This is a genomic window from Paenibacillus lutrae (assembly GCF_009757775.1).
Classification (GTDB): domain Bacteria; phylum Bacillota; class Bacilli; order Paenibacillales; family NBRC-103111; genus Paenibacillus_F; species Paenibacillus_F lutrae.
In genome coordinates this window covers 426,299-446,831 of the sequence record NZ_RHLK01000002.1, presented here as the reverse complement: position 1 = coordinate 446,831, position 20,533 = coordinate 426,299, and the positions used below count along the sequence as shown (strand labels likewise).

The window sequence follows — 20,533 nt, the reverse complement described above, 5'->3', positions numbered from 1 at the left end:
AGTGAATCTGGAACAAATGGAATACATTATCCAAGTAGCCAAAACCGGTTCCCTGACCAGTGCGGCCAAACATGCTCACGTCACTCTGTCTGCCATCAGCCAGTCGATTTCCGCACTTGAAACGGAGCTCGGTGTCAGGTTATTCACACGCTCAAGGGGCTCGGGGGCGGTACCGACAGCTGAAGGACAGGCCATCATCAATAGAGCACATGAGGTCCTCGCCAAAGTAAACGAGCTGCGGGAAGAAGCTGAGTCGTTCAGCAACACGCTAAGCGGCACGTTAACCATCGCTACAATTCCCGGTCCCATGCATTTGCTCGTGGACGTGGTGGCACGGTTCAAGAAAGAATATCCGCAGGTCAAAATTGAAATTTTCGAGAAAGGGCCTCAGGAAATCTTAAAGGATATCGAGCACAGTAAAATCGATATCGGTTTGATTGTTCTTACGGAAAGCGTGATGGAGAAACGCCGTGATCTGGCCTTCGAACGTCTGCTGGAGGGGAGAATGGTGGCGGGGGTTCATAGAAATTCTCCACTTTCCCGTGAAAAATCCATCACACCTGAGAAATTGGTTCATCAGACTTTCGTGCTGTATGACGATGATCAAATACGTGAATTCGTGACGGATTTCATCGCCGTTTATGGCGGCATCGATATTTTGTTTATTTCCAACAACACGCAGGCGATCCATAACGCAGTTAATGAAGGGCTTGCCCTGACCATCGGACTCGATTATTCTTTCAAGAACAATCCTTCTTTCGGCAATGAAGGTCTCGTAATTATCCCGCTTGAGTTGTCCTCCCGGGAACCGATCTATTATGGCTGGGTTCTCCCTAAAGGGAAGCACTCTTCCCATATTGCAACCCGGTTTATTACCAAGCTTAAATTTGAGCTTTAACTCCGCTGACAATTAGCGTCTAAAATATTGACACGTACAACAAAGAGGCGGCAAGAATGCCGCCCCTTTTAACGATATAAGTGAACGAATACGACCCTGCGTGTGGAACAAAGGCTCCCTGACAGGGTCCCGCTGTCCTGAAGTTCAAGGTCAAAGGCTTTTATCGATCACGGCAATCAGCCGGTTCTCGATATCTTTGGCAACTCCGAGCATTTCTTCGTTCTCTATCAGTCCGATAAGTGCTGTAGGACGCGGCATTCCGATGCGGGTCGTCCCTTCTTCTTCGTACACGGCTATTTTACAGGGCAAGAAATACCCGACCAGTGAATTCTGTGAAAGAACACGCTTGGCTTCGACCGGGTTGCACACCTCAAGAATATGGTACGGCTGATCGAAATCGACGCCTTTCTCGCTTAGCTTCTCTTTCATGTCCAGCTGCCAGAGAACACCGAATTTCTCCTCTTTCAAATTCTCTTGCAAATCGGCTATCGCCTGTTCCAGGTTTTTGGTTGTGCTGACGGTGTAATGAAACATGTAAACCATCCTCCCATTGCTTTCGCTACGTATTTATTTCTCACAGATCATAATGTAATGGGCGTCCGTCGGAAAAGAAAGATCCCGTACACGAAGACCGTGCTTCTCTGCCGCCTGTTTCATCTCGCTGGAAGAAATCCGGTGGGCAAGAGGCGGTCCCTGCGGGGATTCCTTCTTCTCCCATTCAAGAATGAAGCAGCTCGCACCCGGAGTCATAACCCTCGCAACCTCCGATAAGCCTTGGTCCAGCGTGGCCGCTTCATGCAGTACCATGGAAGCGATAACCCGCTCCACGCTTGCGTTATCCATCGGAATCTTCTCTACCTGGCCTTCGAGATAGGAGAGATTGTTAATCGTGCCTCCCTCTAATTCGGCACCCGATTCTGTCTTTGCCTTATGCCGGATCACATCGAGCATTTTCGGTTCTACGTCGAGCGCGTAGACGGTGCCGGACGTCATCCGGGCTGCCGGTATGGTGAAGTATCCGCCGCCCGCGCCTATGTCAAGAACAGTCTTGGCCTGTTCTATATGAAGCATCGCCAGCAGCTTCTCCGGGGGCAGCGCAGCACGCCGCTCCGGGTTGTCCAGTTTGTGCAAGTGCTCCGGATTAAATCTCCGCTCACTCATATGCTCAGCTCCTCGTTTACACCTGATTAGGCTTCCTGAATTCACCCGGCATCAGATACGAATCCCGGTATGATCACATTCTTCTATGTTTACCCGAATACCTTGCCAGTAAACGAAAGGGACCCTGCGCTGCGGCAGACAATCGGCTTATCTGGATTTGGATAATTTGCCGCTCCAGGCTCCGATACCGCCACGAAGATGGTTTACCTTGCTAATCCCGCTGCGTTTGAGCATCTTCGCCGCGTTCTTGCTCCTCATTCCGCTCCGGCAGTAGAGAAAAACATCTTTGTCCTTGGAAACTTCCGCCAATCTCTGCGGCAGCTGGGACAAAGGAATGTTGGCGGCGCCGGGAATCGATCCGTCTTTGAATTCATAAGGCTCCCGCACATCAATCAGTATCTTGTTCTTACTCTGCTGCATCGCTTCACGGAACTCCCGCTCACCCAGATTATTCAGTCCTTTGACAGGCCCGACACGCGTATACACAAAGTACGCAACTAGCAGAACGATCAGAATGTTAATGATCAGAGTCATGTCCATTGGTTCGGTCTCCTTCCGTGCCCGCAGACACTCTTACAAGTTTGTTCACATTTATTTGTTCACATTTAGGATAAAACAAGCCGGCACGTCCTGTTCATAACGAAATCCCGCCGATATCGGAGTGCCGGGGATGATCGTTGCCGCGCAGGGCGTATACTTCGGCAAAGCCTCTATTCTTGAGCACACGCGCAGCTTTTAAGATTTTGCGTCTGCTGTCGGCCAAGATCAGAACAGGCTCCTCTGGCGACAACTCCTTGTCCCAGACGAACGGCAGACGGCCGATGGAGATGTTAATCGAGCCCGGCAGGTGGCACTGGTCATAATCAAGCGAATCGCGGACATCGAGAATTTTCAGGCTTGGGTCTGAAGGAATCTCCTGCGCGGCATGAGTTCCTGATGCAGCAGAACGGACGATATTCAGCCCGCTAAGCGGCCAGAAACTTCTTATCAGCCAGACGGCAGCGGCTGCAAGCGTCAGTATGAATCCCCATAGGACAACTGGCATCCTTTCTAACCTCCCTAAATTTGTATAGCAGCAAATATGAAGATAGCTAAATATCGTACACAAGCAAAATTCATACTAATACCCCTACAGGTATTATACTTCCCATGGCTTTCCGCTTCAATGTTTCATTACCCGAATAAAATATCGATCCAAATCTTAAGAACAGTCGCGCTAATCAAGCCCGCCAGAATCCACTGAAGCACTTTAATATTCATCTTCTGCCCCGCTTTGGCTCCCAGAGGAGATGCAATAATACTGGCGACGACCATAACAATCGAAGGGATAAGCAGCATATGGCCGCCCATGACTTTACCGACGCTGGAGCCGATGGAGGAGATGAAGGTGATTGCCAGCGAAGAAGCGATAGCCACACGAGTCGGAATTTTGAGAATGACCAGCATAATCGGTACCGTAATAAAAGCACCCGCAGCCCCGACGATCCCCGATAGAATACCAACCAGGGTAGCAGAGATAGCGGCAACCGGCACATGGAAACTCAGGTTAGAGAAGTCACCGTCCTCTTCCCCCTTTTTAGGCAAAAACATCATAATCGCCGCGACAAGCGCCAGAACGGCATAAGTCAGATTGATCGCCGAGTCAGGAAGAAATTTCGAGCCGTATCCGCCCGCGAAGCTCCCTATAACAATCGGAATCCCCATCGCGATAACGAGCTTTTTGTTAATCATATTGCCCTTGCGATAAGCGAAAATACCAGCCAATGTAGCGAAGAAAACCTGCACCGCACTAATGGCGGAAACCTCCTGTGCTGTAAAAGCGATGAAACCGAATGCAGGCGGTATATACAGCAGCATCGGATATTTAATGATCGATCCTCCGATTCCAACCATCCCGGATATGAAAGAACCGACAAAACCAATCGCGAATAAAGTAAGAATCCATGCAAAGTCCAAGTCCATACTCCCACTCCTTTCCCTGCTAGTATGCAATTCATCAAGAGAGTTACATACATGAAAAAAACTATTTGATTAAAACAAGGCATCGCCCTGCGCAGTACGTTTTCTAAAGCCCCTCCTTTTCCACTGATAATACATATACCCCTATGGGTATTATTTTAGACCCGGTTACTCCTTTTGTCAACAGAATACGCATCATGTCCATGCTTAGACATCCAAGACTAAGCCGGTGAGAGACTCCAACCAGCGAGTGGTATTCGATGAAACCGCATCAAGATTATCCTATCTCCTGTATACAGCATCCATAGAATCGGATAGCCCTTCCCCTCCCCTACTGGCGCCAAAAAAACCGGAGCACCCGCAACCATAAATGGCTAAGGCACACCGGTTATACAAACCGTTCTATCTCTTCTACCCTGTATACAAGATTGTGTTCTTCTCAGAAGAAGGACGATTCTTACCGGGTCTTCCATTATAAGATCTGAATGAATGTGCCGGGCTCCTTCTCTTCTTCATGCAGAAAACGCCTCGCTATACGCCGGTACCCTTCGGCACGCTGGTGTCTGCCCCGCCGCTTCTCCTGATCCTCCATCCAGACCGCCAATTCGGCAACTTCCATCTCCAGACGGCTTTTCCTGTCCATGAACCATTCATCATAAATGCCTGGCAGTAAAGGATCGGGCAGATTCCCTAATAAGCGGCCGGCACTTTCGTATTTGCGGGCAGCGTCCGCATGGTGCAAATCTTTGATCTCCGCCAAAAAGTCAAGCAAATCACAGCGGATGACACATCTTAGCATCACATGCTCGCGGTCAACCGAGAGGATCGGGGCCCCTCCCTCTTGTGCCTGCATCATTCGCTTGAAATAGTGCAGGTAGACTTTTATATTCCGCATCGCTGTCTTACTGGGAACCTGGGGAAATAGCGCATCACACAATTCCTCGCGGGAAGCTGTCGGATGGAAGATCATATACAGCAGCAGGCTCTTGGCATAGCGCTGATTCCAGCCGTCCGGCTTCTCCTGCCCGTTCAGGATCACTTGGAAAGAGCCGAGCAGATTGACCTTCAGCATCTGAGCAAGCTCAACCTTCTTCTCCCCTTCATCCAGGAAGAGCTGCAGCGTTCCGCGCACGTCCCGGACGAGTAAAGAATCGGAGACTGCACGCGTCTGTTTCGTTTGCAGAAACCGTCTGATCCATGAGGCGGTCGTCCCCGGCTGCTCAAGAAAAGGCAGATAGGCCGAATCCGGCACGATCAGGAAGGAAGCATCCGGCAGGCGTGATGCGGCGAGCGAAGCCGACGTCACGTACAGAGGATCGTATTCTCCCGCCAGAACCAGCGTCCGGTGAGAAATACGCTTCAGTTCTTTCCAGCCGTCCTCTCTGAGCAGCATGTCCATCGCCCGGAAATATAAATCCGTATTCATATTGCTATACAGGTCTCTGACAATACGGAATGCAGAAGCACTATCGGGAAGTGCGGTCGTGAATGCAGCGAGCTCCTCAGCAAGAGAGAGCCGCCCTTCCCCGGCCAGTTTTTTACGTTCTGCGATCTTTGCGCGCATGAGTGCAGCAGGGAATTTTACAGGAATCGAAATCAGAATCAGCTTCTCTACCATTCCCGGATAAGAAGAGCAGAACTGCACAGCTATTACAGCTCCCCCGCCATGTCCCGCGATATGAGCCCTCCTGATTCCGAGCCGCTCCATAAGGAGGTGAAGATCATCCACAAAGACGCTCCACCCCGCTTCGCTGTCCTCTCCCGTACTGCGGCCATGCCCTCTTAAATCGTAAAGCACAATCCGGTAATGCCCTTTAAAGAAGCCGATGATTTCATCCCAGACCGTAAGATCCAGACCCAGATCATGGATGAAAACAAGTACCTCCAGGGCTTGGTCAGCCGCGGAATCTTCTTTGTAATGTATGGTTATAGCGTCTTCAAGCTGCAGAAGCATCCTTTTCCTCCAGAAACGTCCGGTAGTTCTCTTTTCCTATAAGTGTAAGGTGCCAGATGAAGGCGGTCAACAAAATATTCCTTTATATGTCGAATTATACCGATTTTTCGTAACCCTGCTGTAACCTTCGTTTTGATACCATGAATTCATCTTTGCACCCCTATATTGAAAGGAAACTGCACAGCTATGACAACAAAATTATGGAGGACGCTGCTGCTCATCGTTGTCCTCATTCCTTACCTTTTCGGATCTCCCAATCAAGCTGCAGCTGCAGCGGATATTGTTAATCCGAATCAAACGTACACTTACGAATTGATGACCGATAACATCCGGCAGCTTGCCCAAGCTTATCCTGAACTTATTGAATATAAATCCATAGGCACAACGCTTTACGGACGCGACATATGGGCTGTAAGGCTCGGCACCGGCGATGCGAATGTGCTCATTAACGCCTCTCATCATGCCAGAGAGTGGCTGACAACCAGCCTCGTTATGAATATGATCGACGATTATGCCCAGTTGTATGCAAATGACGATTCGCTGAACGGTCGTAATCTCCAGACTCTGCTGAAGAACAGCTCAATCTGGTTCGTTCCGATGGTGAATCCCGACGGAGTTACTTTGCAGCAGAAAGGAGCCTCTGCCTTTCCTGCCGAAGTACGTTCAAGCCTGATCGCGATGAATGGGAAGAGCACGGATTTCTCGCGCTGGAAAGCGAATGCGCAGGGCATTGACCTTAACAGGCAGTACCCGGCGGAATGGGACAGCATTCTTTATAATTCCGGCTATCCCGGCTATAAGAACTATAAAGGAACTGAACCCCTGCAGACCAACGAAACCAAAGCACTGGTGAAATTCACCGAAGAGATCGATCCGGAGATCGGCATCGCTTACCACTCATCCGGCAGAATCCTGTACTGGCACTTCCATACATTAGAGGAGAATCTGGAGAGAGACCGCAGCATTATGTCACAAATCGAAAACCTGACAGGCTACACCCCTGTGAAGCCAACAGCGAATCCATCAGGGGGCGGGTACACGGACTGGTTCATCCAGGCGCTGGGCCGCCCGGGATTGACGCCGGAGATTGGACGTTACGGCGGTGAGAACTCTCTGCCTCTTTCAGAATTTCCATCCATATGGAAAGAGAATCGCGCAGTCGGCATTGTTGCGGCGGAGAAAGGATTCGAACTGTGGCAGAAGCGGGTTCCCGTCGAAACCAAGAATACGGATCTCATCTTGATGGCGCCTGTCGCAGTCTACACGAAGCCCGATAGCAGGTACCCCCTGAATGCTTCCCTGACCGCCCAGCCCCTCAAGTCCGATGCGAGAATCGGCAACTGGTTCCGTGTCGAGACATGGGTCGGCAAATCATGGGTGCATGTGAAGCATCCTATTACAGGAAAGATCGAAGAAAAGGAAACGAAGCTGACTTTGACCGGGAAAACAGCCATGCACCGCGAACCGCGCGAAGGCTCCGCAATTGTGGCGGAGCTGTCCCCTCAGTCGGTAACGGCTTTCGAACAGCTCGGCAACTGGTACCATATTCATACCTGGTTAGGAGATGTATGGATTCAGATTCAGCAGCCGAAATAACTTATTTAGTGAAAACAAACTGTCCCTACAAAATCAAGCAGTCCCGGGAACTATTCCCCGAGGCTGCTTTTTTTGCGCTATTTTTTTGCGCCATATAAAAGATATTCAACCGGTCTTAACTGTCATGCCTCTGATTAACGCCCGTTGCCAGTACTCTGAATTCAGTATGATCTGAATGGAGCTGACTCTTCCTAGCTACTGATGTCTTACATACAAAAGCACTGCAAACGTAACGGGCTCCGGCTTCCTCCCGCAGCTCTTTTTTCTAGCAAACTTTACAAGAGTGGTTTACATGCGGAAATGAGGGGTAAGAATATGCTGTGACCGAGACAGAACAACATTAGCAAGTGGAAGAACCACATATACTGAGGAGGTAATTCAAATGGAAAAGAAAATAGTTGGTGTTTTTGATTCGGAAAGAGAAGCCATTCAATCGATCGAAGGTCTAAAACAGCAAGGATTCAGTTCCGATGATATCTCCATTATCACTAAAGATAAACATGAAGCTGCCGAAATCGGCGATAGAACGGGTACGAAAGCACCGGAAGGTGCGGCAACCGGCGCAGCGACCGGCGGTGTAGTCGGCGGTGTAACTGGCCTCTTGGCAGGCCTCGGAGCTCTCGCGATTCCCGGAGTAGGACCATTCCTGGCAGCGGGACCGATTGCAGCAACCCTGACAGGCGCAGCAGTTGGAGCCGGAGCAGGCGGTCTGGTTGGCGGCCTCGTAGGAATGGGAATTCCGGAGGACGAAGCCCAGCAGTATGATTCCTATGTTAACGAGGGTAAAATTCTCGTATTGGTAGACTCTCATTCTGACCGTGATGAACACGTGTATGATACGTTCCGTACGAATCGTTCGCTGAACGCTTCTTCTTACGACGATCGTGTATTCCGCGACTCCGACACCTCCGCACCCTTGGATGGAACTGACTTAAACCGTGACGGACGTCTGGATGACCGCCGTCTGTAAACATCCTTTGCATAAAGACGGTACCGGACAATTTTCAGCTAAACTGCCGCCCTCTTCTTAAGTGACGGGGCCGGCTTTAGCCGGAAACTTGTCCGGTTCATAAGAAACTCCCGGGTTCCTGTAGTTCATGGAATCCGGGAGTTTCTTTGCGCCGCATAAAGTTAAGTTTTCCTTACAGGCAGATCCGACAACCGCCTCCACAGCCTTTCCACCGGTCCAGAGGCAAACCTGCGCAGCCACAAGCGGGCAGCAACCATAAGCAAGCCGGATATGAGAATCCAGATAAGAAGCGTAAAAAATGCCCCATAGGTGCCTCCCAAACCGAGCCCCCACCCATAAAAGATGAAAGAAGCTATAATATTTTGAAGCACATAGCAGCTCAATGCCGTCTTCCCGATCTCCTCAAAACGCCTCCATAGCCAGTCGGCCTTATCTTTCTCCATGATTTTAGCTATAAGAGCATGTACCCCAGCGATAACACCGGAGCAAACACATAACGTACCGGAATCGCGAACAAACTGCCCGGGACGAAGATAAGCAGATTTAGCGGCAGTCCCAGACCCAATCCCCAGCGCAGCATGGTGCCGCGTATCGCCTTGCCCTTCTCATCAGGTGCCAACGCTCCGGAGCGAATCAGCCGGACCCCGGTCAGAAACAAGAATATATTCATCGGTATAATCATGATCGACTCCAGACGGTTAGCCCAGAAGGAATCATAGCGGTAACGAATCTGTTCCAGCCAGCTCCCGCTGCGGCTAATCTCGATAAACTGCAAACAACGCGTGTTGGATTTTCTATCCACACGCGCTGTTTAATTTCGTTATAAAGACCCGACATGTCTTATCTCTTAACTAAGAGATTCATTCACCTGTCCGGCAAAGTGCTGCAAACATAATCAATTATCGTACGCACCATCGCTCCGGTTCCGCCCTTGGGCTCGATGCCTCGTTCACCCCATAGCCAGGCAGTACCGCCTGTATCCAGATGAATCCATGGCAAACCTTCGACGAAAGCTTCCACGAAGCACCCGCCCATAATCGCACCTGCAAACTTGTGGGCGGCCGCATTCTTGATGTCCGCAACATCACTGCGCAGCATCTCCCGGTATTCCGGGTAATTCGGAAGCTGCCATACTCGTTCGCCTGCGCGGACGGAGGCCTGCAGGAATTCCCCGTAGAACGCATCGTCGTTCGTCAGAGCACCCGTTGCCAGGTCTGCAAAGGAAACCAGCACGGCCCCTGTCAGCGTAGCGACATCAATGAGCCGCGTAGCTCCCAGCTGCCGGGCGTAGGTGACGCCATCGGCAAGTATCATGCGGCCCTCGGCATCGGTATTCAACACCTCGATGGTGCGTCCACTCAGCGTGGTGACGACATCTCCGGGACGCATAGCGCTGCCGGAAGGCATATTCTCCGCGGCCGGAATGACGACAAGCAGATTCACCTTCGGTTTCAAGCGGCCCGCCGCCATCAAGACTCCGAGCAGCACAGCCGCACCGCCCATGTCGCTGATCATTTCCTCCATGCCGCCCGCCGGCTTGATGGAAATCCCGCCGGTATCGAAGGTGACTCCTTTGCCGACGAGGCCGAGAACCTCCTGTGAAGACGGATCGCCGTCATAACGGAGGGTGATCATCCGCGGCGGATTCGCGCTGCCCAGACCTACGGCAGCGAGTGCTCCCATGCCGCGGGTCACGATCTCCTCTTCGCCGAGCACCTCGCAGGCGAAGCCATACTGCCCGGCCAGCCGCTCCGCTTCCTCCGCAAGCGCGGAGGGCGTCAGCAGGTTGCCGGGCATGTTCGTCAGGTCGCGCGCATAGTTCGTCGCGGCCGCATACGCTTCGGCGGCGCTCACCGCCGCCTGCAGCACTTCCCCGTTCAGCCCATCCGGCTGAACGAAATACTGCACCGCGGCCAGCTGGGGCCGCGGCTTCGCGCCGCGCGCGTACGTCGCCATGCGGTACGCGCCAAGCAGCAGCCCTTCAGTCACCGTGAACACGGTGGCTGCGAGACCGGCCGCGTCCGGCGCGGCCGTGTCTTGCGGCAGCGCACCCGCGGCGCTGCCGGTGCCTGTTTGTGACGCGGGGGCCGGGGCCCCACAAACAGACGCAGTGAACATGCCGCCGCCCTGTACAGGCGCTGCGGCGTAATCGCCCCCCGGCAGGCGCACAGCCAGGCGGCTCAGTCCCAGCCGCTGAGCTTCGCGCGCGGCATGAACTGCCGCGGCTCGCAAGGCGTCGCGCCCAGCCGGAGCCGGGCCGAGCCCGGCAGCGATCACATACGGCGCCGGCAGCAGCCCGTATGTAGGAAGCGCCGTTACTTCACCGGCTGCGCAGGTGAAATGTCCGGCCTGCCTGCGTCTCGTGATCTCGCCCACGAGATCAGGCGGAAGATCGGACAGCGTCTCTTCCGTGCCGGTTACGAAATACAGCAGTACATCCGCTTCGGCCGCCAGCCAGCCTGTCACCTTAGCAAATGAATATGTAGTTGAATGGGAATCTGTCATTATTCCTCTAGCTCCTCTCAAGTAATGCCCTTAAGCTTCTACCATTAAGACTCAGACCATAACGCCGATGCAGACCGGTAACCCCTCTGTACCTTCTCATTATTCCCCAGTCACATAAGCAAAAACTCCCGTGATCACGCGGAAGTTTCATACCACCGCAGAACAGGGAGTTCCAAGCCGGAACAACGCCCGGATACTTCTCTCTACTATTGTATCATTCTTTGATTCGGGAATACAGATACCCGTCAGTTCAAAGGAAGCTGAATCCGGAATGAAGTCCCTTCCCCAACTTCGCTTTCCACATGAATAACCCCCCCGTGGTTTTTAATGATCCGGTAACAGACGGACAATCCAAGCCCCGTCCCGTCCTGCTTCGTGGTAAAGAAAGGATCGAACAACTTTGAAAGCGTTTTCTGATCCATCCCTGCTCCGTTGTCTTCGACATAAATCCATACTTGGTTCTCTACCTGCATCGTGCGGATCCGGATAAGTCCATAGCTTCCGGGTACCCCGGAAATAACCTCGATCGCATTCTTTACAATATTGAGCAGCACTTGTTTGATTTGTTTAACGTCCACCCAGACATACAAATTAGGATCCGAATCTCCGAGCTGGATGTCACAGCCTTTCAGCAAGGCTTCGCTTTGGAAAAGAAGGACGATTTCCTTAATAAGCGAAGAGATCTGGATCTTTTCTTTGACCGGGGCAGTCGGTTTAGAGGAGTTCAGAAATTCAAAAATAATATCGTTAGCCCGGTCAATCTCACTCAAAATAATTTCCGCGTAATCCTGTTTGCCCAGTTTATGCAGCTCGGGCTGCAGCAGTTGAATAAAGCCCCGGATCGAGGTGAGCGGATTGCGGATCTCATGAGCGATCGATGCCGCTATTTTGCCCAGCATTGCCAGTTTATCGTTATAATAAGCCGACTGCTCAATTCGCTTGAAATCCGTCACGTCTTTCACACTGATCAGAATGTCTCCATCCAGCTCTTCATCATATTTGGCCGTAACGAGAAAATGCTGCCCTTTCTCATCAATAACCTCCTGAAAGGGAAGCCGGTAAAGAAACATCTCGCGGTGCAGCTTAATCAGCAGCCTGCGCATCCCTTTAGAAATTTTACGCATCCGGATCAGCTCATATAAGGTTTTGCCGATCATGCTTTTGCGCGGAAGACCAAGAAACTGGCCCAGCTTAACGTTTGCAAACGAAAGAAAACCCTCTGGATCAAAGAGCGCAATTCCGCTATCCATATGTTGAAGAACATTCTCATATTTGCTGCTCATCGTACGGAATGAATTCGAATTACTCAAAATCTTGTCCTTCAGATGCGCGATTAGGATGTCCCTTCGGTCTACATTCTCACGTTCACGGGATAACAGAACCATTTCAGTCAAAAATAGAAAAGACCGCTTGTAATACAGATCCGCATCTGTGGAATTTACATCTTCAAGCAGACGCAGCATGCACTTTTCATGTAGAGTAATCACATCTTCCGGCAGCAGGGAATGAAGCTCGGGCTTCAGACCATCCATATAAGGGCGGCAATCCTCGGATCCGCTCCGCACAAAATCTCGCAAAACTTGAAGATAGCTCGATTGTATATCCGGCATGTGACTCCTCCTAGAATAGCGTAAGGTTATGTACCCGACGCAAACGACATGGTTCGTCAAAATCTCTCTCATTCAGTCATCTTTTTACATATTATAAATCATTTGTTAAATATCGGAATAATTAATAGTGTAACATATAATGCTTTAAAATACGATACAAATTGGAGCAGATTTTACCGGATCCATAGGGGTTTTCTGCTCCTTTATTGGCCACAAGTTTACTTCCGGCAGCTGCTGATCCGTATGCAAAAACCCTGTCAATGACAGGGTTCACTTAATTGTGGTCATGTTGTTTACGTTATCGCCATTTATTGCTGCTTCCGGCGGCTGTTTTACTTTCCTTCCTGTGATCCGGTGCCCAGGATACGGAAACGGTGAAGTATGGCCGCGCAGCAGCTGCAAAATTGCCCTTAGAACCCGTTAAAGTCCCTGCGGTTTTGACAGCAGCTCGAATTTCATATTGAACAGACTTTGAATCCGGCTGCTTATGGACGGCTATCTTAGAATGGAAGTCAACAGAAGAATCATATCTGCCCCGTTTGTCATTGTCATCATCGTCGTCCCGGTCATCATCGTCATCCTGGTGTTTCTTTTTGTCGCGCTCTTCTTTTTCTTTCTTTTTCTTCTCTTCTCTTTCTTTCTTTTCCTTCTTTTCTTTTTCTTCTTTATCTTTTTGTTTTCTAATCGCTTCCTGTTTTCTTTCTTCCTGTTGTTTCAGCCATTGTTCTCTCATTATTTCGGCGTTCCCGCTGCTCTTATACGGGTTGACCCATTTGGAGTCAGACGGGGTTGGCGTAGATGCCGGTTTGGCAGACGAAACAGGCTTATGAGTCTCCTCCGGTTTCACGGTACTAGGAGGCGTTGACACAGGTGTCTGCACCGGTGTTGGTGTTGGTGTAGGCGCAGTCTCCGCTTGGGGATCAGCCTCGGATTCTTTAGGCATGGCAGTATTATCCTGATTCCATGACCCTTTCTTCTCCATAGCCAGCCAATCATTCAAGCTGCTCTTCTTAATCGGATTGCTGCGGTCGATCAATTTGTTAATGCCGCCCGTCTGTTGACCAATTACGTAGAGCGATTTGTTACGGAATTCTTCCAGATCTATATGGGTTCCCATACTCTTGGCGTTCAAATAAATGGCATATTTACCTGTGGAAAGTTGGTGTGTTCTCGCTTCACTGCGGACATCGGCAGGAGCGGCAAATGCCGCCACTACGTATTTCTCCAGTTCAGAAGAATGATTACTGCGAAGATACTCCATGACTTGCTTCTCCATCTTGTCGGCAAGAAGAACATCACTCACTTTACGTGAATCACCGACAACCGTGCTGGAAATAATAATATCCCCTTCACCTTTAGACAAATGAGATTGTTCGAGCCAGCCCATAATGACCGATGTGGCCTGCGGGAGCGGCTTGCCCTCTACCCGGACGGCTTCCGCCATCCTGCTGCCGTCTGCATTAAGTCCACGGACTTCCCTTACAATTTCGGCGTCATCCAGAGCCAGCTCGACACTCGGATTGATATCCATGGTCACATAAGCGGCTACTTGAATGTTACTGCCGGTATTTAGTAACCCACCGATCATAACAAAGAAAATAATCCCTGCAACAGCCAGCCCTGACGCTGCCGCATAGATACGAGAGCGCCTCATGGCTTTCCTCGTATACGTGATCTCTTCCCCAACAGAGCATGTTCGTCCCTTTCTAGGAATGCGCTCAAAGCGCCCTTCCTGCGTCATGACAATTATGCTGCTGCCCTTCAGCTCCATGACGATGCCTTTACTCATATGCTTCTCTTCTTTCCTGGAAAGTTTGCTTTGATTGCTCTTTGATATGTAGGTATTCTTTGAGATACGGATAAGAGCCGGTTTGTATGAGCGCTATAGCAATCAAATACTTTCGGTTCCGTTCCAGCGTTTTGCGGGATACGCTAACCTTGCCTAGAAGTTCCTTGATCGGAAGCTGCTTTTTGCTTAATAACAGCTGCATCAGTTCAGAATCTTCGGAGAGAAGCTGGCCGATCCCAAACAGCATCATGCGGGAATCCTCGTGCTTGGGGGAGGCATCCACCAAATCGGTGAACTGGATCGAAAAGTGGGAAAGCTTTCGGTTGAATTCCGCAATTTCACTGCGGCGTTCTTCCACGCCTTTTTGTTTCTCATACTGCTCCAGGGCTTGGTGAATTTCAATCGGGTTCACATAATGGTCTTCATCGTCTTCCTGATCAAAAGCGCTATAAGGGATTTGGCCCTTGAAGCGCTGTTCTTTCCGGAGATAGTCAATGAGCCGGCGGCGCATGACCGTTTCGGAGAAACCAAGGAAAGAACGTCCCATATCATGGGAAAACTGATTAATAGCTTCATTGAATGCAGCTAAAGCTATACTGAATTCATCATCTCTGGCAGGATCTATATATCTCTTACAAAAGCGGCTTGCCACCTTGATGACAAACGGCTGATAATCCGAAATAAATTGATTGCGAAGGCGCAGGTCACCTTCTTGAATTTGTCTCACAACCTCTTCGGGCTGCGGCGTATTCTGTTGAGGATGGCTGGTCTGACGCTTGCTGCCAAAAAACTTCTTAAACAGTACCAGAATCACTGTTCCACCTCACTTAAACAATTCGATTTCCATCTATTTCTTATGGGGGTCAATCTTAGCTATTATAGCACACGGTATAATATCGGCGAAAAAGTTAAGCAATTTCACACTATTTTCTCAGAATAGACATCGGCATACTAAAAAAACAAAAATCCGGGAGGCCCGCAGGTCTCTCGGATTTCTATTAAAACACTTCTTTAGGCATTATGCGAATCTGCACCCACATCCTGCCAAGTAGGATTCCCTCACATTGCGATTAACCCGGACCCTGGAATGAAAAAAATCAGCTCTGAGCGGTACGGCCTTTGGCCAGCTTGCTTTTACGCTTGCTAAGCACTTGAAGACGCTTCTTCAGCTGTTCTTCCCATTCTGTGTCATTGAGGCTTTTGGCAACCGACAGCAGATCCAGTCCCATATCAATCTGGCTTTTGACCACATCCAGAGGCTCTTCGTCTTCATGATTGACACAATTCTCATAAATAGTCGGCCCCTGTTTGGCTTCCACATAATCGATAAAGTCGACCTCGGTTGCGCCGTCCCCGTGCGCGTACTCTGCCAGCAGATCATATTCATTCTCAATCGTATGATGAACCTCGATCCGGTGACACACCGGACAGAACAGAATAGGCACATTATGAATACTTGTTCTTATATGTTTAAGAGTCCCTTTAGACCCTATCATACTTGCACCGCAGCAAAAACTCATCGTAATCCCTCCTAAGGAACTTCCACTGGACTTAAAGTCTTCCGGAAACAGTTTACATGCGTGTTGCTTGTGATGCTTTATTTTACAACATACCTATTCCCTGACACAAAGGAAAATTCCACTACCTTTAGCAATATAGGCCTGTTTAGCCGGGCTAATTAAACCGATTTTCCCCGTGGCTGAGGTTTGCCCGGCCGCCTTCTAACGATCCCTTCGCACACATAAATATAGAAGGAACGGAACTTCGGCATAGCGCGCTTGCGCCGTCTGAAGTCCTCCGCCAAACCATAGATCGGAGGGACATACGATGATCATCATCCCTATTATTTCCCGCCAAATTGCCTTCGCGAAGTATGACGGACAGACCGGGGAAATATCCGTCTACTATCATACGGGGAAAGTGGAATGCTATTCGGGTTTCGATCTGGATGATCTTCAAGCCATTGTGGATGCTTCCAACCGCTACGACATGCTGATTCATCTAACGGATCCCAAGCGGATACCGCAGCCCTCTACGACTACTTAAGGTACGGCTTGCGCCCGTATACATGTATTCTGTTTATTCCGCCAATTGAGGCCTCTCATCCCAGATGCCCGCCTGAACGCGGACGATTGTTAGAGTCCTGCTGCACGCTGTGCTACAATGGATGCATCATTATGAGGATCGGCAGCAGCCGGACAGCGGAAGAGAGGTTAGGCGTCCTGCGGAATTACATGTATCCCCGCCCGTTTATGCCTGAACCGTTTGGAGATGTACATGTGATGGTGCAGCAGCCGACGGTGCTTTTTTTATACTGGATGGTGTCGGACAGATTCCTTGCTATGCTTAATAACTACGGAGACGGCAAGGCGGTATCCCATCTGGCGATCCGTTTAAGGATGGAGCCGGATAACGGGACGATTGCCGGAGCTGAGAACCGCGATGTGCAGTACGTGTGGCACGCTCAAATACCGGCCGATCGTTCTCAACACTCCACTTTCATTGAAGTCTGCAGCTGTAACGCTTTATGGACGGCTGAGCTTGGTTTTAACGGAAATGAACAGCGATTCGTTCCTCTGCTCCACTCCGCAAGTGTCCGTACGGGATATGTAACGGGTGGAGCCGCGGCAATCCGAGTAAGTGCAGAGGCGGATGTAGTTAAGGAACCCCTCCTGCCTGCCAATTACCACCTGTACTCTACTTACACGATCTATCCGCAGCCCAAACAGGAGGGAGAACTTCCTTGAGCCCCCATATACAACCCGTCTATACCGCTCTTGTCCTGCACGCTCATCTTCCGTTCGTGTATAATCCCGAAGAAGCTTTGACGCTGGAAGAGAATTGGTTCTATGAAGCTATGGCCGATGTCTATCTGCCATTCTTGGATCTTATGGAGCGGTTGGATAAAGAGCACATTCGCACGCCGCTCACCCTCTCTGTGAGTCCTACCCTGCTTGCCATGTGGGAGAACCCCCGGATGCAGAGACGGACCCGAGAGCAATTGGTTAAAAAAATCGAGCTGGGACGACAGGAAGTCCGTCGCCTGGCTGACGATCATGTTCTTGCGGAAGCGGCGGGCGGATATGCAGCACAGTATGAGCGTATGCTGGGTGTCTTTAAGCGCATCAAAGGCAGCGTAATCGCCAGACTTAAATATTTCGCCTCAAAAGGCTTGATTGAGCTGATTCCAAGCGCCGCAACGCACTGCTTCCTGCCGCTGATCAGAAACCCGGAAGCTGCCCGTGTTCAGCTCCACACCGCCGCTGCGGAGTTCCGGCGGCATTTCGGGTTTGCTCCGGCGGGGATCTGGCTGCCCGAATGCGGGTATTCCCCCGGGCTGGAGCCTCTGCTGCACGAGCTTGGCCTGCGCTTCACAGTACTGGATGCCCGGCAGCCCGGCGGCGGCCAGCCTTCCGGCAGCGAATCGCCCGGTCCTGCCGTCCCGTACATCAGTCCGGGAGGTCTCCGGGTCTTCACCCGGGACGCAGCCGCTTCCGCTCAAGTATGGAGCCGGGAATCCGGCTACCCGGGCCACCCCGATTATCGCGAATATTACCGCGATATCGGGTATGAACTCGGCCGGGACGATCCGGCCGAGGCAGCGTACATCCGGCCCTATCTGCTGCCGGATGGCACGAGAATTGCGACAGGCTACAAGTACTGTCGCATCACTTTCTCCGCTGCACAGCGCGGAGAGAAGCTTGACGGGGCCGGGGAGAAGGCCCCGTACGAGCCCGCCCGCGCCGCTGAGCGGGCTGCGCAGCATGCGAGAGAGTTCCTCGCATCCCGCAGGCGCGCAGCGCAGCGGCGGGCGCATCCGGCCGGTGTGCACGGCTCGCGCTCCGCTGATGCGTCCGGCCCGGGCCTCTCGGATGCGCTCTCCCCGTGCCCGCGCTCGGCGGATATATCCGAATGGCACGCGGCGGACGCATCCGCTCCGCACACAACGGAGGCACCCGGTCTGCAATCGGCAGTTGCCCTCCGGTCCCGCCCGGTGGAGTCCTCCCGCCCGTCAGAGGGTTCCCCGGGGGACGCCGGGCACTCTGCGGCATTCCGTTCAGTCGGGGCTGCCGCTCCTGCTGGTCGGATCACTCCGCCACGGCCTGTTTCCGTCTGCGCATTCGATCTCGAATTATTCGGCCATTGGTGGCATGAAGGTCCATTATGGCTGGAGACTCTGCTCCGTGAAGCGGCCCGGGAGCAGGAGCCGCAATCAGCCATGGGGCAGCCGCTTCCGGTATTTCCCCGTAATCCGTCAGCTAACTGGCGGGAACCTGTCGAACCGGACACCGCAGTCCGCCCGCCGTCTTTCCCTGTGCTCTTTATAACGCTGTCCGAATATGAACAGCGCCATCGTTTTGCAGCAGGCCGCGCGCCAGCCTTAACCAGCTGGGGACGCGGCGGCGGCGCGCAGGTATGGCTCAACCCGGCGACGGCCTGGATGTATCCGCTGCTGCACGCCGCGGAGGATAAGATGATCCATGCCGCGGCCCGAGTAAATGCCCGGCCAACCAGTGCGCCCGATTCCTCTCCCGCAAGAGTGCTGAGGCAGGCAAGCCGAGAATTTATGCTTGCGCAGAGCAGCGATTGGGCTTTTATGATAGATTCCGGCGAGATGTCCGGCTACGCGGCAAGACGTTTCCGTACCCACTTGAATAACTTCTATCAATTGCTGGCTATGATAGATAATAGAAATGAAGATTCGCCGGCTAATCAGCTGCATTTGGACAGACTGGAAAAAGAAAGCCCGTTATTTCCAGATATAGACTGGAAATTATATGGGGCTGCGCATCCGAATCCGCGCCTGCCATATTTTTTAACCGCCAGCGGATCATCCGAGAAGATGACCCCTGCAGCTTTTACCGCAAGCCCGGGATCCCTGAGTATCCTTGTGCTTGCCTGGGAGTATCCCCCTGACATTATCGGCGGACTGGGAAAAGCTGTCGGTGATTTAACTGCCCAGCTGGCCAAAGAGGGTCATGACGTTCATGTCGTCACATGCAGCCGCGGCCGCGGAACGGCCTGCGCTTCCGTTAACGGAGTGCACGTCCACCGTGTCCAGATACCGGGAAGCCCCGAGCCCCCATTCTTCCTCGACTGGGTGCTTGCGATGAATACGGCGATGATTATGCGGTTTCAGCAGCTGTGTGAACAAGGACAGCAGTTTGACCTGATGCATGCCCACGACTGGCTGGTCTATTACGCTGCTGCGGACTGCAGGCAGACGTTTGATCTGCCGCTTGTTACCACGCTGCATGCAACCGAGTACGGACGCAAGCTCGGCAAGCTGGACGAGGAAGTCTCCCGGCGTATCGACGCCGCGGAGCGTAAGCTTGCCCGCCTCTCCGACCGTATCCTCGTGTGCAGCGAAGCTATGCGCAGCGAAGTGGGCTCTTTATTCGGACCGGACCCTGCCAGGTTGTCGGTTATTCCGAACGGCCTTCCGCAGGAGAACTCCCGCCAGCGGGAGATCCAGGAGCTTCCCCTTCCGGAATCTGTATCCGGTTCCAATCAGATTCTCTTTATCGGCCGGCTCGTACCTGAGAAGAATGTACAGCTTCTGATCAGAGCGCTTCCTTGGGTCTTGCAGCGCGTCCCGGAAGCCCGGCTCGTTATCGCCGGTACCGGCCCAATGCTCCAGGAGCTGCGCCGGCTTGCCCTGCCCTACGGCGATCGTGTCCTCTTCACCGGATTCGCCGATGAAGGCGCCAAAGCCCGCCTGTTCGCAGGCACGCGTGTCTGCGTGATCCCGAGCCTCTACGAGCCGTTCGGTATCGTTGCGCTTGAAGCGATGCAGGCAGGCATACCGATCGTCGCATCCGATACCGGCGGGCTTGCCGATCTCATCGAAGACGGCAAAGACGGCTTCAAACTGCCTCCGGATCATCCAGAGGCATGGTCCGAGCGGATTTGCCGTCTTCTTGAAGACGCAAAGCTTGCTGCAAGCTTCATAAAGAAAGCTTCCCGGAAGCTCCATACACGCTTTTTCATGGGCAAAATCGCTGAAGATACGGTGCAAATTTATCAAGACGCCATAAATTGGCACGAATCGACAAAAAAACATTGACCTGACGCCTCTAAAACGGTAACC

General features: G+C 51.9%; 19 protein-coding genes. 6 read left to right on the top strand and 13 right to left on the bottom strand.

Annotation, left to right across the window (positions count from 1 at the left end):
- Window position 1: 1 nt before the first annotated feature.
- On the top strand, window positions 2-898 hold the full coding sequence (locus tag EDM21_RS04410; RefSeq protein ID WP_166541819.1) for a LysR substrate-binding domain-containing protein: 897 nt from the start codon (window positions 2-4) through the stop codon (window positions 896-898).
- Window positions 899-1,048: 150 nt separating this feature from the next.
- Here the strand turns inward: EDM21_RS04410 and EDM21_RS04405 are convergent, their stop codons facing one another.
- The 6 genes from EDM21_RS04405 to EDM21_RS04380 form a co-directional block, all read right to left on the bottom strand.
- A complete protein-coding gene (locus EDM21_RS04405) occupies window positions 1,049-1,432 on the bottom strand; it encodes a DUF302 domain-containing protein (protein ID WP_157333247.1) in 384 nt (127 codons plus the stop codon).
- A gap of 33 nt (window positions 1,433-1,465) precedes the next feature.
- Entirely contained in the window at window positions 1,466-2,059 is a 594-nt protein-coding gene (locus EDM21_RS04400; RefSeq protein ID WP_157333246.1) for a class I SAM-dependent methyltransferase, read from the bottom strand.
- Window positions 2,060-2,206: 147 nt separating this feature from the next.
- Window positions 2,207-2,599: a rhodanese-like domain-containing protein gene (locus tag EDM21_RS04395; RefSeq protein WP_157333244.1), complete on the bottom strand. Its 393-nt coding sequence runs from the start codon at window positions 2,597-2,599 to the stop codon at window positions 2,207-2,209.
- A 94-nt stretch (window positions 2,600-2,693) separates the two neighbouring features.
- Entirely contained in the window at window positions 2,694-3,104 is a 411-nt protein-coding gene (locus EDM21_RS04390; protein ID WP_157333242.1) for a rhodanese-like domain-containing protein, read from the bottom strand.
- A 128-nt stretch (window positions 3,105-3,232) separates the two neighbouring features.
- The gene (locus EDM21_RS04385) at window positions 3,233-4,021 is read right to left on the bottom strand and encodes a sulfite exporter TauE/SafE family protein (protein ID WP_157333240.1); all 789 of its coding nucleotides are present in this window, start codon (window positions 4,019-4,021) and stop codon (window positions 3,233-3,235) included.
- A gap of 469 nt (window positions 4,022-4,490) precedes the next feature.
- Entirely contained in the window at window positions 4,491-5,972 is a 1,482-nt protein-coding gene (locus EDM21_RS04380) for an alpha/beta hydrolase (RefSeq protein ID WP_157333238.1), read from the bottom strand.
- 186 nt (window positions 5,973-6,158) lie between these two features.
- Between EDM21_RS04380 and EDM21_RS04375 the strand changes: the two genes are divergently transcribed.
- Window positions 6,159-7,568, top strand: coding sequence for a M14 family metallopeptidase (locus EDM21_RS04375; protein WP_157333236.1), 1,410 nt, complete (start codon window positions 6,159-6,161; stop codon window positions 7,566-7,568).
- A gap of 382 nt (window positions 7,569-7,950) precedes the next feature.
- Window positions 7,951-8,538, top strand: a complete 588-nt coding sequence (locus EDM21_RS04370) for a general stress protein (RefSeq protein WP_157333234.1) — start codon at window positions 7,951-7,953, stop codon at window positions 8,536-8,538.
- A gap of 161 nt (window positions 8,539-8,699) precedes the next feature.
- Here the strand turns inward: EDM21_RS04370 and EDM21_RS24880 are convergent, their stop codons facing one another.
- The 7 genes from EDM21_RS24880 to EDM21_RS04340 all read right to left on the bottom strand — a co-directional run bounded on the left by EDM21_RS24880 (window position 8,700) and on the right by EDM21_RS04340 (window position 15,962).
- Window positions 8,700-8,981, bottom strand: coding sequence for a DUF418 domain-containing protein (locus tag EDM21_RS24880; RefSeq protein WP_235918023.1), 282 nt, complete (start codon window positions 8,979-8,981; stop codon window positions 8,700-8,702).
- 8 nt (window positions 8,982-8,989) lie between these two features.
- Entirely contained in the window at window positions 8,990-9,340 is a 351-nt protein-coding gene (locus EDM21_RS24875; protein ID WP_235918022.1) for a DUF418 domain-containing protein, read from the bottom strand.
- A 62-nt stretch (window positions 9,341-9,402) separates the two neighbouring features.
- The gene (locus EDM21_RS04360) at window positions 9,403-11,064 is read right to left on the bottom strand and encodes a leucyl aminopeptidase (RefSeq protein WP_235918021.1); all 1,662 of its coding nucleotides are present in this window, start codon (window positions 11,062-11,064) and stop codon (window positions 9,403-9,405) included.
- 224 nt (window positions 11,065-11,288) lie between these two features.
- The gene (locus tag EDM21_RS04355; RefSeq protein WP_157333232.1) at window positions 11,289-12,653 is read right to left on the bottom strand and encodes a two-component system sensor histidine kinase NtrB; all 1,365 of its coding nucleotides are present in this window, start codon (window positions 12,651-12,653) and stop codon (window positions 11,289-11,291) included.
- A 298-nt stretch (window positions 12,654-12,951) separates the two neighbouring features.
- Entirely contained in the window at window positions 12,952-14,442 is a 1,491-nt protein-coding gene (locus EDM21_RS04350; RefSeq protein ID WP_157333230.1) for an anti-sigma factor domain-containing protein, read from the bottom strand.
- Window positions 14,435-15,256, bottom strand: coding sequence for an RNA polymerase sigma factor SigI (gene sigI, locus EDM21_RS04345; protein ID WP_068776240.1), 822 nt, complete (start codon window positions 15,254-15,256; stop codon window positions 14,435-14,437). The genes EDM21_RS04350 and sigI overlap by 8 nt, the downstream gene beginning before the upstream one ends.
- Before the next feature lie 283 nt (window positions 15,257-15,539).
- A complete protein-coding gene (locus EDM21_RS04340) occupies window positions 15,540-15,962 on the bottom strand; it encodes a hypothetical protein (protein WP_157333228.1) in 423 nt (140 codons plus the stop codon).
- A gap of 307 nt (window positions 15,963-16,269) precedes the next feature.
- Here EDM21_RS04340 and EDM21_RS04335 point away from each other — a divergent pair, with 307 nt between their 5' ends.
- From EDM21_RS04335 to EDM21_RS04325, 3 genes are all read left to right on the top strand, one after another.
- Window positions 16,270-16,488, top strand: coding sequence for a hypothetical protein (locus EDM21_RS04335; protein WP_157333226.1), 219 nt, complete (start codon window positions 16,270-16,272; stop codon window positions 16,486-16,488).
- A gap of 131 nt (window positions 16,489-16,619) precedes the next feature.
- Window positions 16,620-17,189, top strand: coding sequence for a DUF4912 domain-containing protein (locus EDM21_RS04330; RefSeq protein WP_157333224.1), 570 nt, complete (start codon window positions 16,620-16,622; stop codon window positions 17,187-17,189).
- The gene (locus EDM21_RS04325; RefSeq protein ID WP_157333222.1) at window positions 17,186-20,509 is read left to right on the top strand and encodes a 1,4-alpha-glucan branching protein domain-containing protein; all 3,324 of its coding nucleotides are present in this window, start codon (window positions 17,186-17,188) and stop codon (window positions 20,507-20,509) included. The genes EDM21_RS04330 and EDM21_RS04325 overlap by 4 nt, the downstream gene beginning before the upstream one ends.
- The last annotated feature ends 24 nt before the right edge of the window (window positions 20,510-20,533 follow it).

Coding starts and splice junctions, on each gene's coding strand:
- EDM21_RS04405 (WP_157333247.1), bottom strand. CDS start 1,432: ATGTTTCATTACACCGTCAGCACAACCAAAAACCTGGAACAGGCGATA.
- EDM21_RS04400 (WP_157333246.1), bottom strand. CDS start 2,059: ATGAGTGAGCGGAGATTTAATCCGGAGCACTTGCACAAACTGGACAAC.
- EDM21_RS04395 (WP_157333244.1), bottom strand. CDS start 2,599: ATGGACATGACTCTGATCATTAACATTCTGATCGTTCTGCTAGTTGCG.
- EDM21_RS04390 (WP_157333242.1), bottom strand. CDS start 3,104: ATGCCAGTTGTCCTATGGGGATTCATACTGACGCTTGCAGCCGCTGCC.
- EDM21_RS04385 (WP_157333240.1), bottom strand. CDS start 4,021: ATGGACTTGGACTTTGCATGGATTCTTACTTTATTCGCGATTGGTTTT.
- EDM21_RS04380 (WP_157333238.1), bottom strand. CDS start 5,972: ATGCTTCTGCAGCTTGAAGACGCTATAACCATACATTACAAAGAAGAT.
- EDM21_RS04375 (WP_157333236.1), top strand. CDS start 6,159: ATGACAACAAAATTATGGAGGACGCTGCTGCTCATCGTTGTCCTCATT.
- EDM21_RS04370 (WP_157333234.1), top strand. CDS start 7,951: ATGGAAAAGAAAATAGTTGGTGTTTTTGATTCGGAAAGAGAAGCCATT.
- EDM21_RS24880 (WP_235918023.1), bottom strand. CDS start 8,981: ATGGAGAAAGATAAGGCCGACTGGCTATGGAGGCGTTTTGAGGAGATC.
- EDM21_RS04355 (WP_157333232.1), bottom strand. CDS start 12,653: ATGCCGGATATACAATCGAGCTATCTTCAAGTTTTGCGAGATTTTGTG.
- EDM21_RS04350 (WP_157333230.1), bottom strand. CDS start 14,442: ATGAGTAAAGGCATCGTCATGGAGCTGAAGGGCAGCAGCATAATTGTC.
- EDM21_RS04340 (WP_157333228.1), bottom strand. CDS start 15,962: ATGAGTTTTTGCTGCGGTGCAAGTATGATAGGGTCTAAAGGGACTCTT.
- EDM21_RS04335 (WP_157333226.1), top strand. CDS start 16,270: ATGATCATCATCCCTATTATTTCCCGCCAAATTGCCTTCGCGAAGTAT.
- EDM21_RS04330 (WP_157333224.1), top strand. CDS start 16,620: ATGAGGATCGGCAGCAGCCGGACAGCGGAAGAGAGGTTAGGCGTCCTG.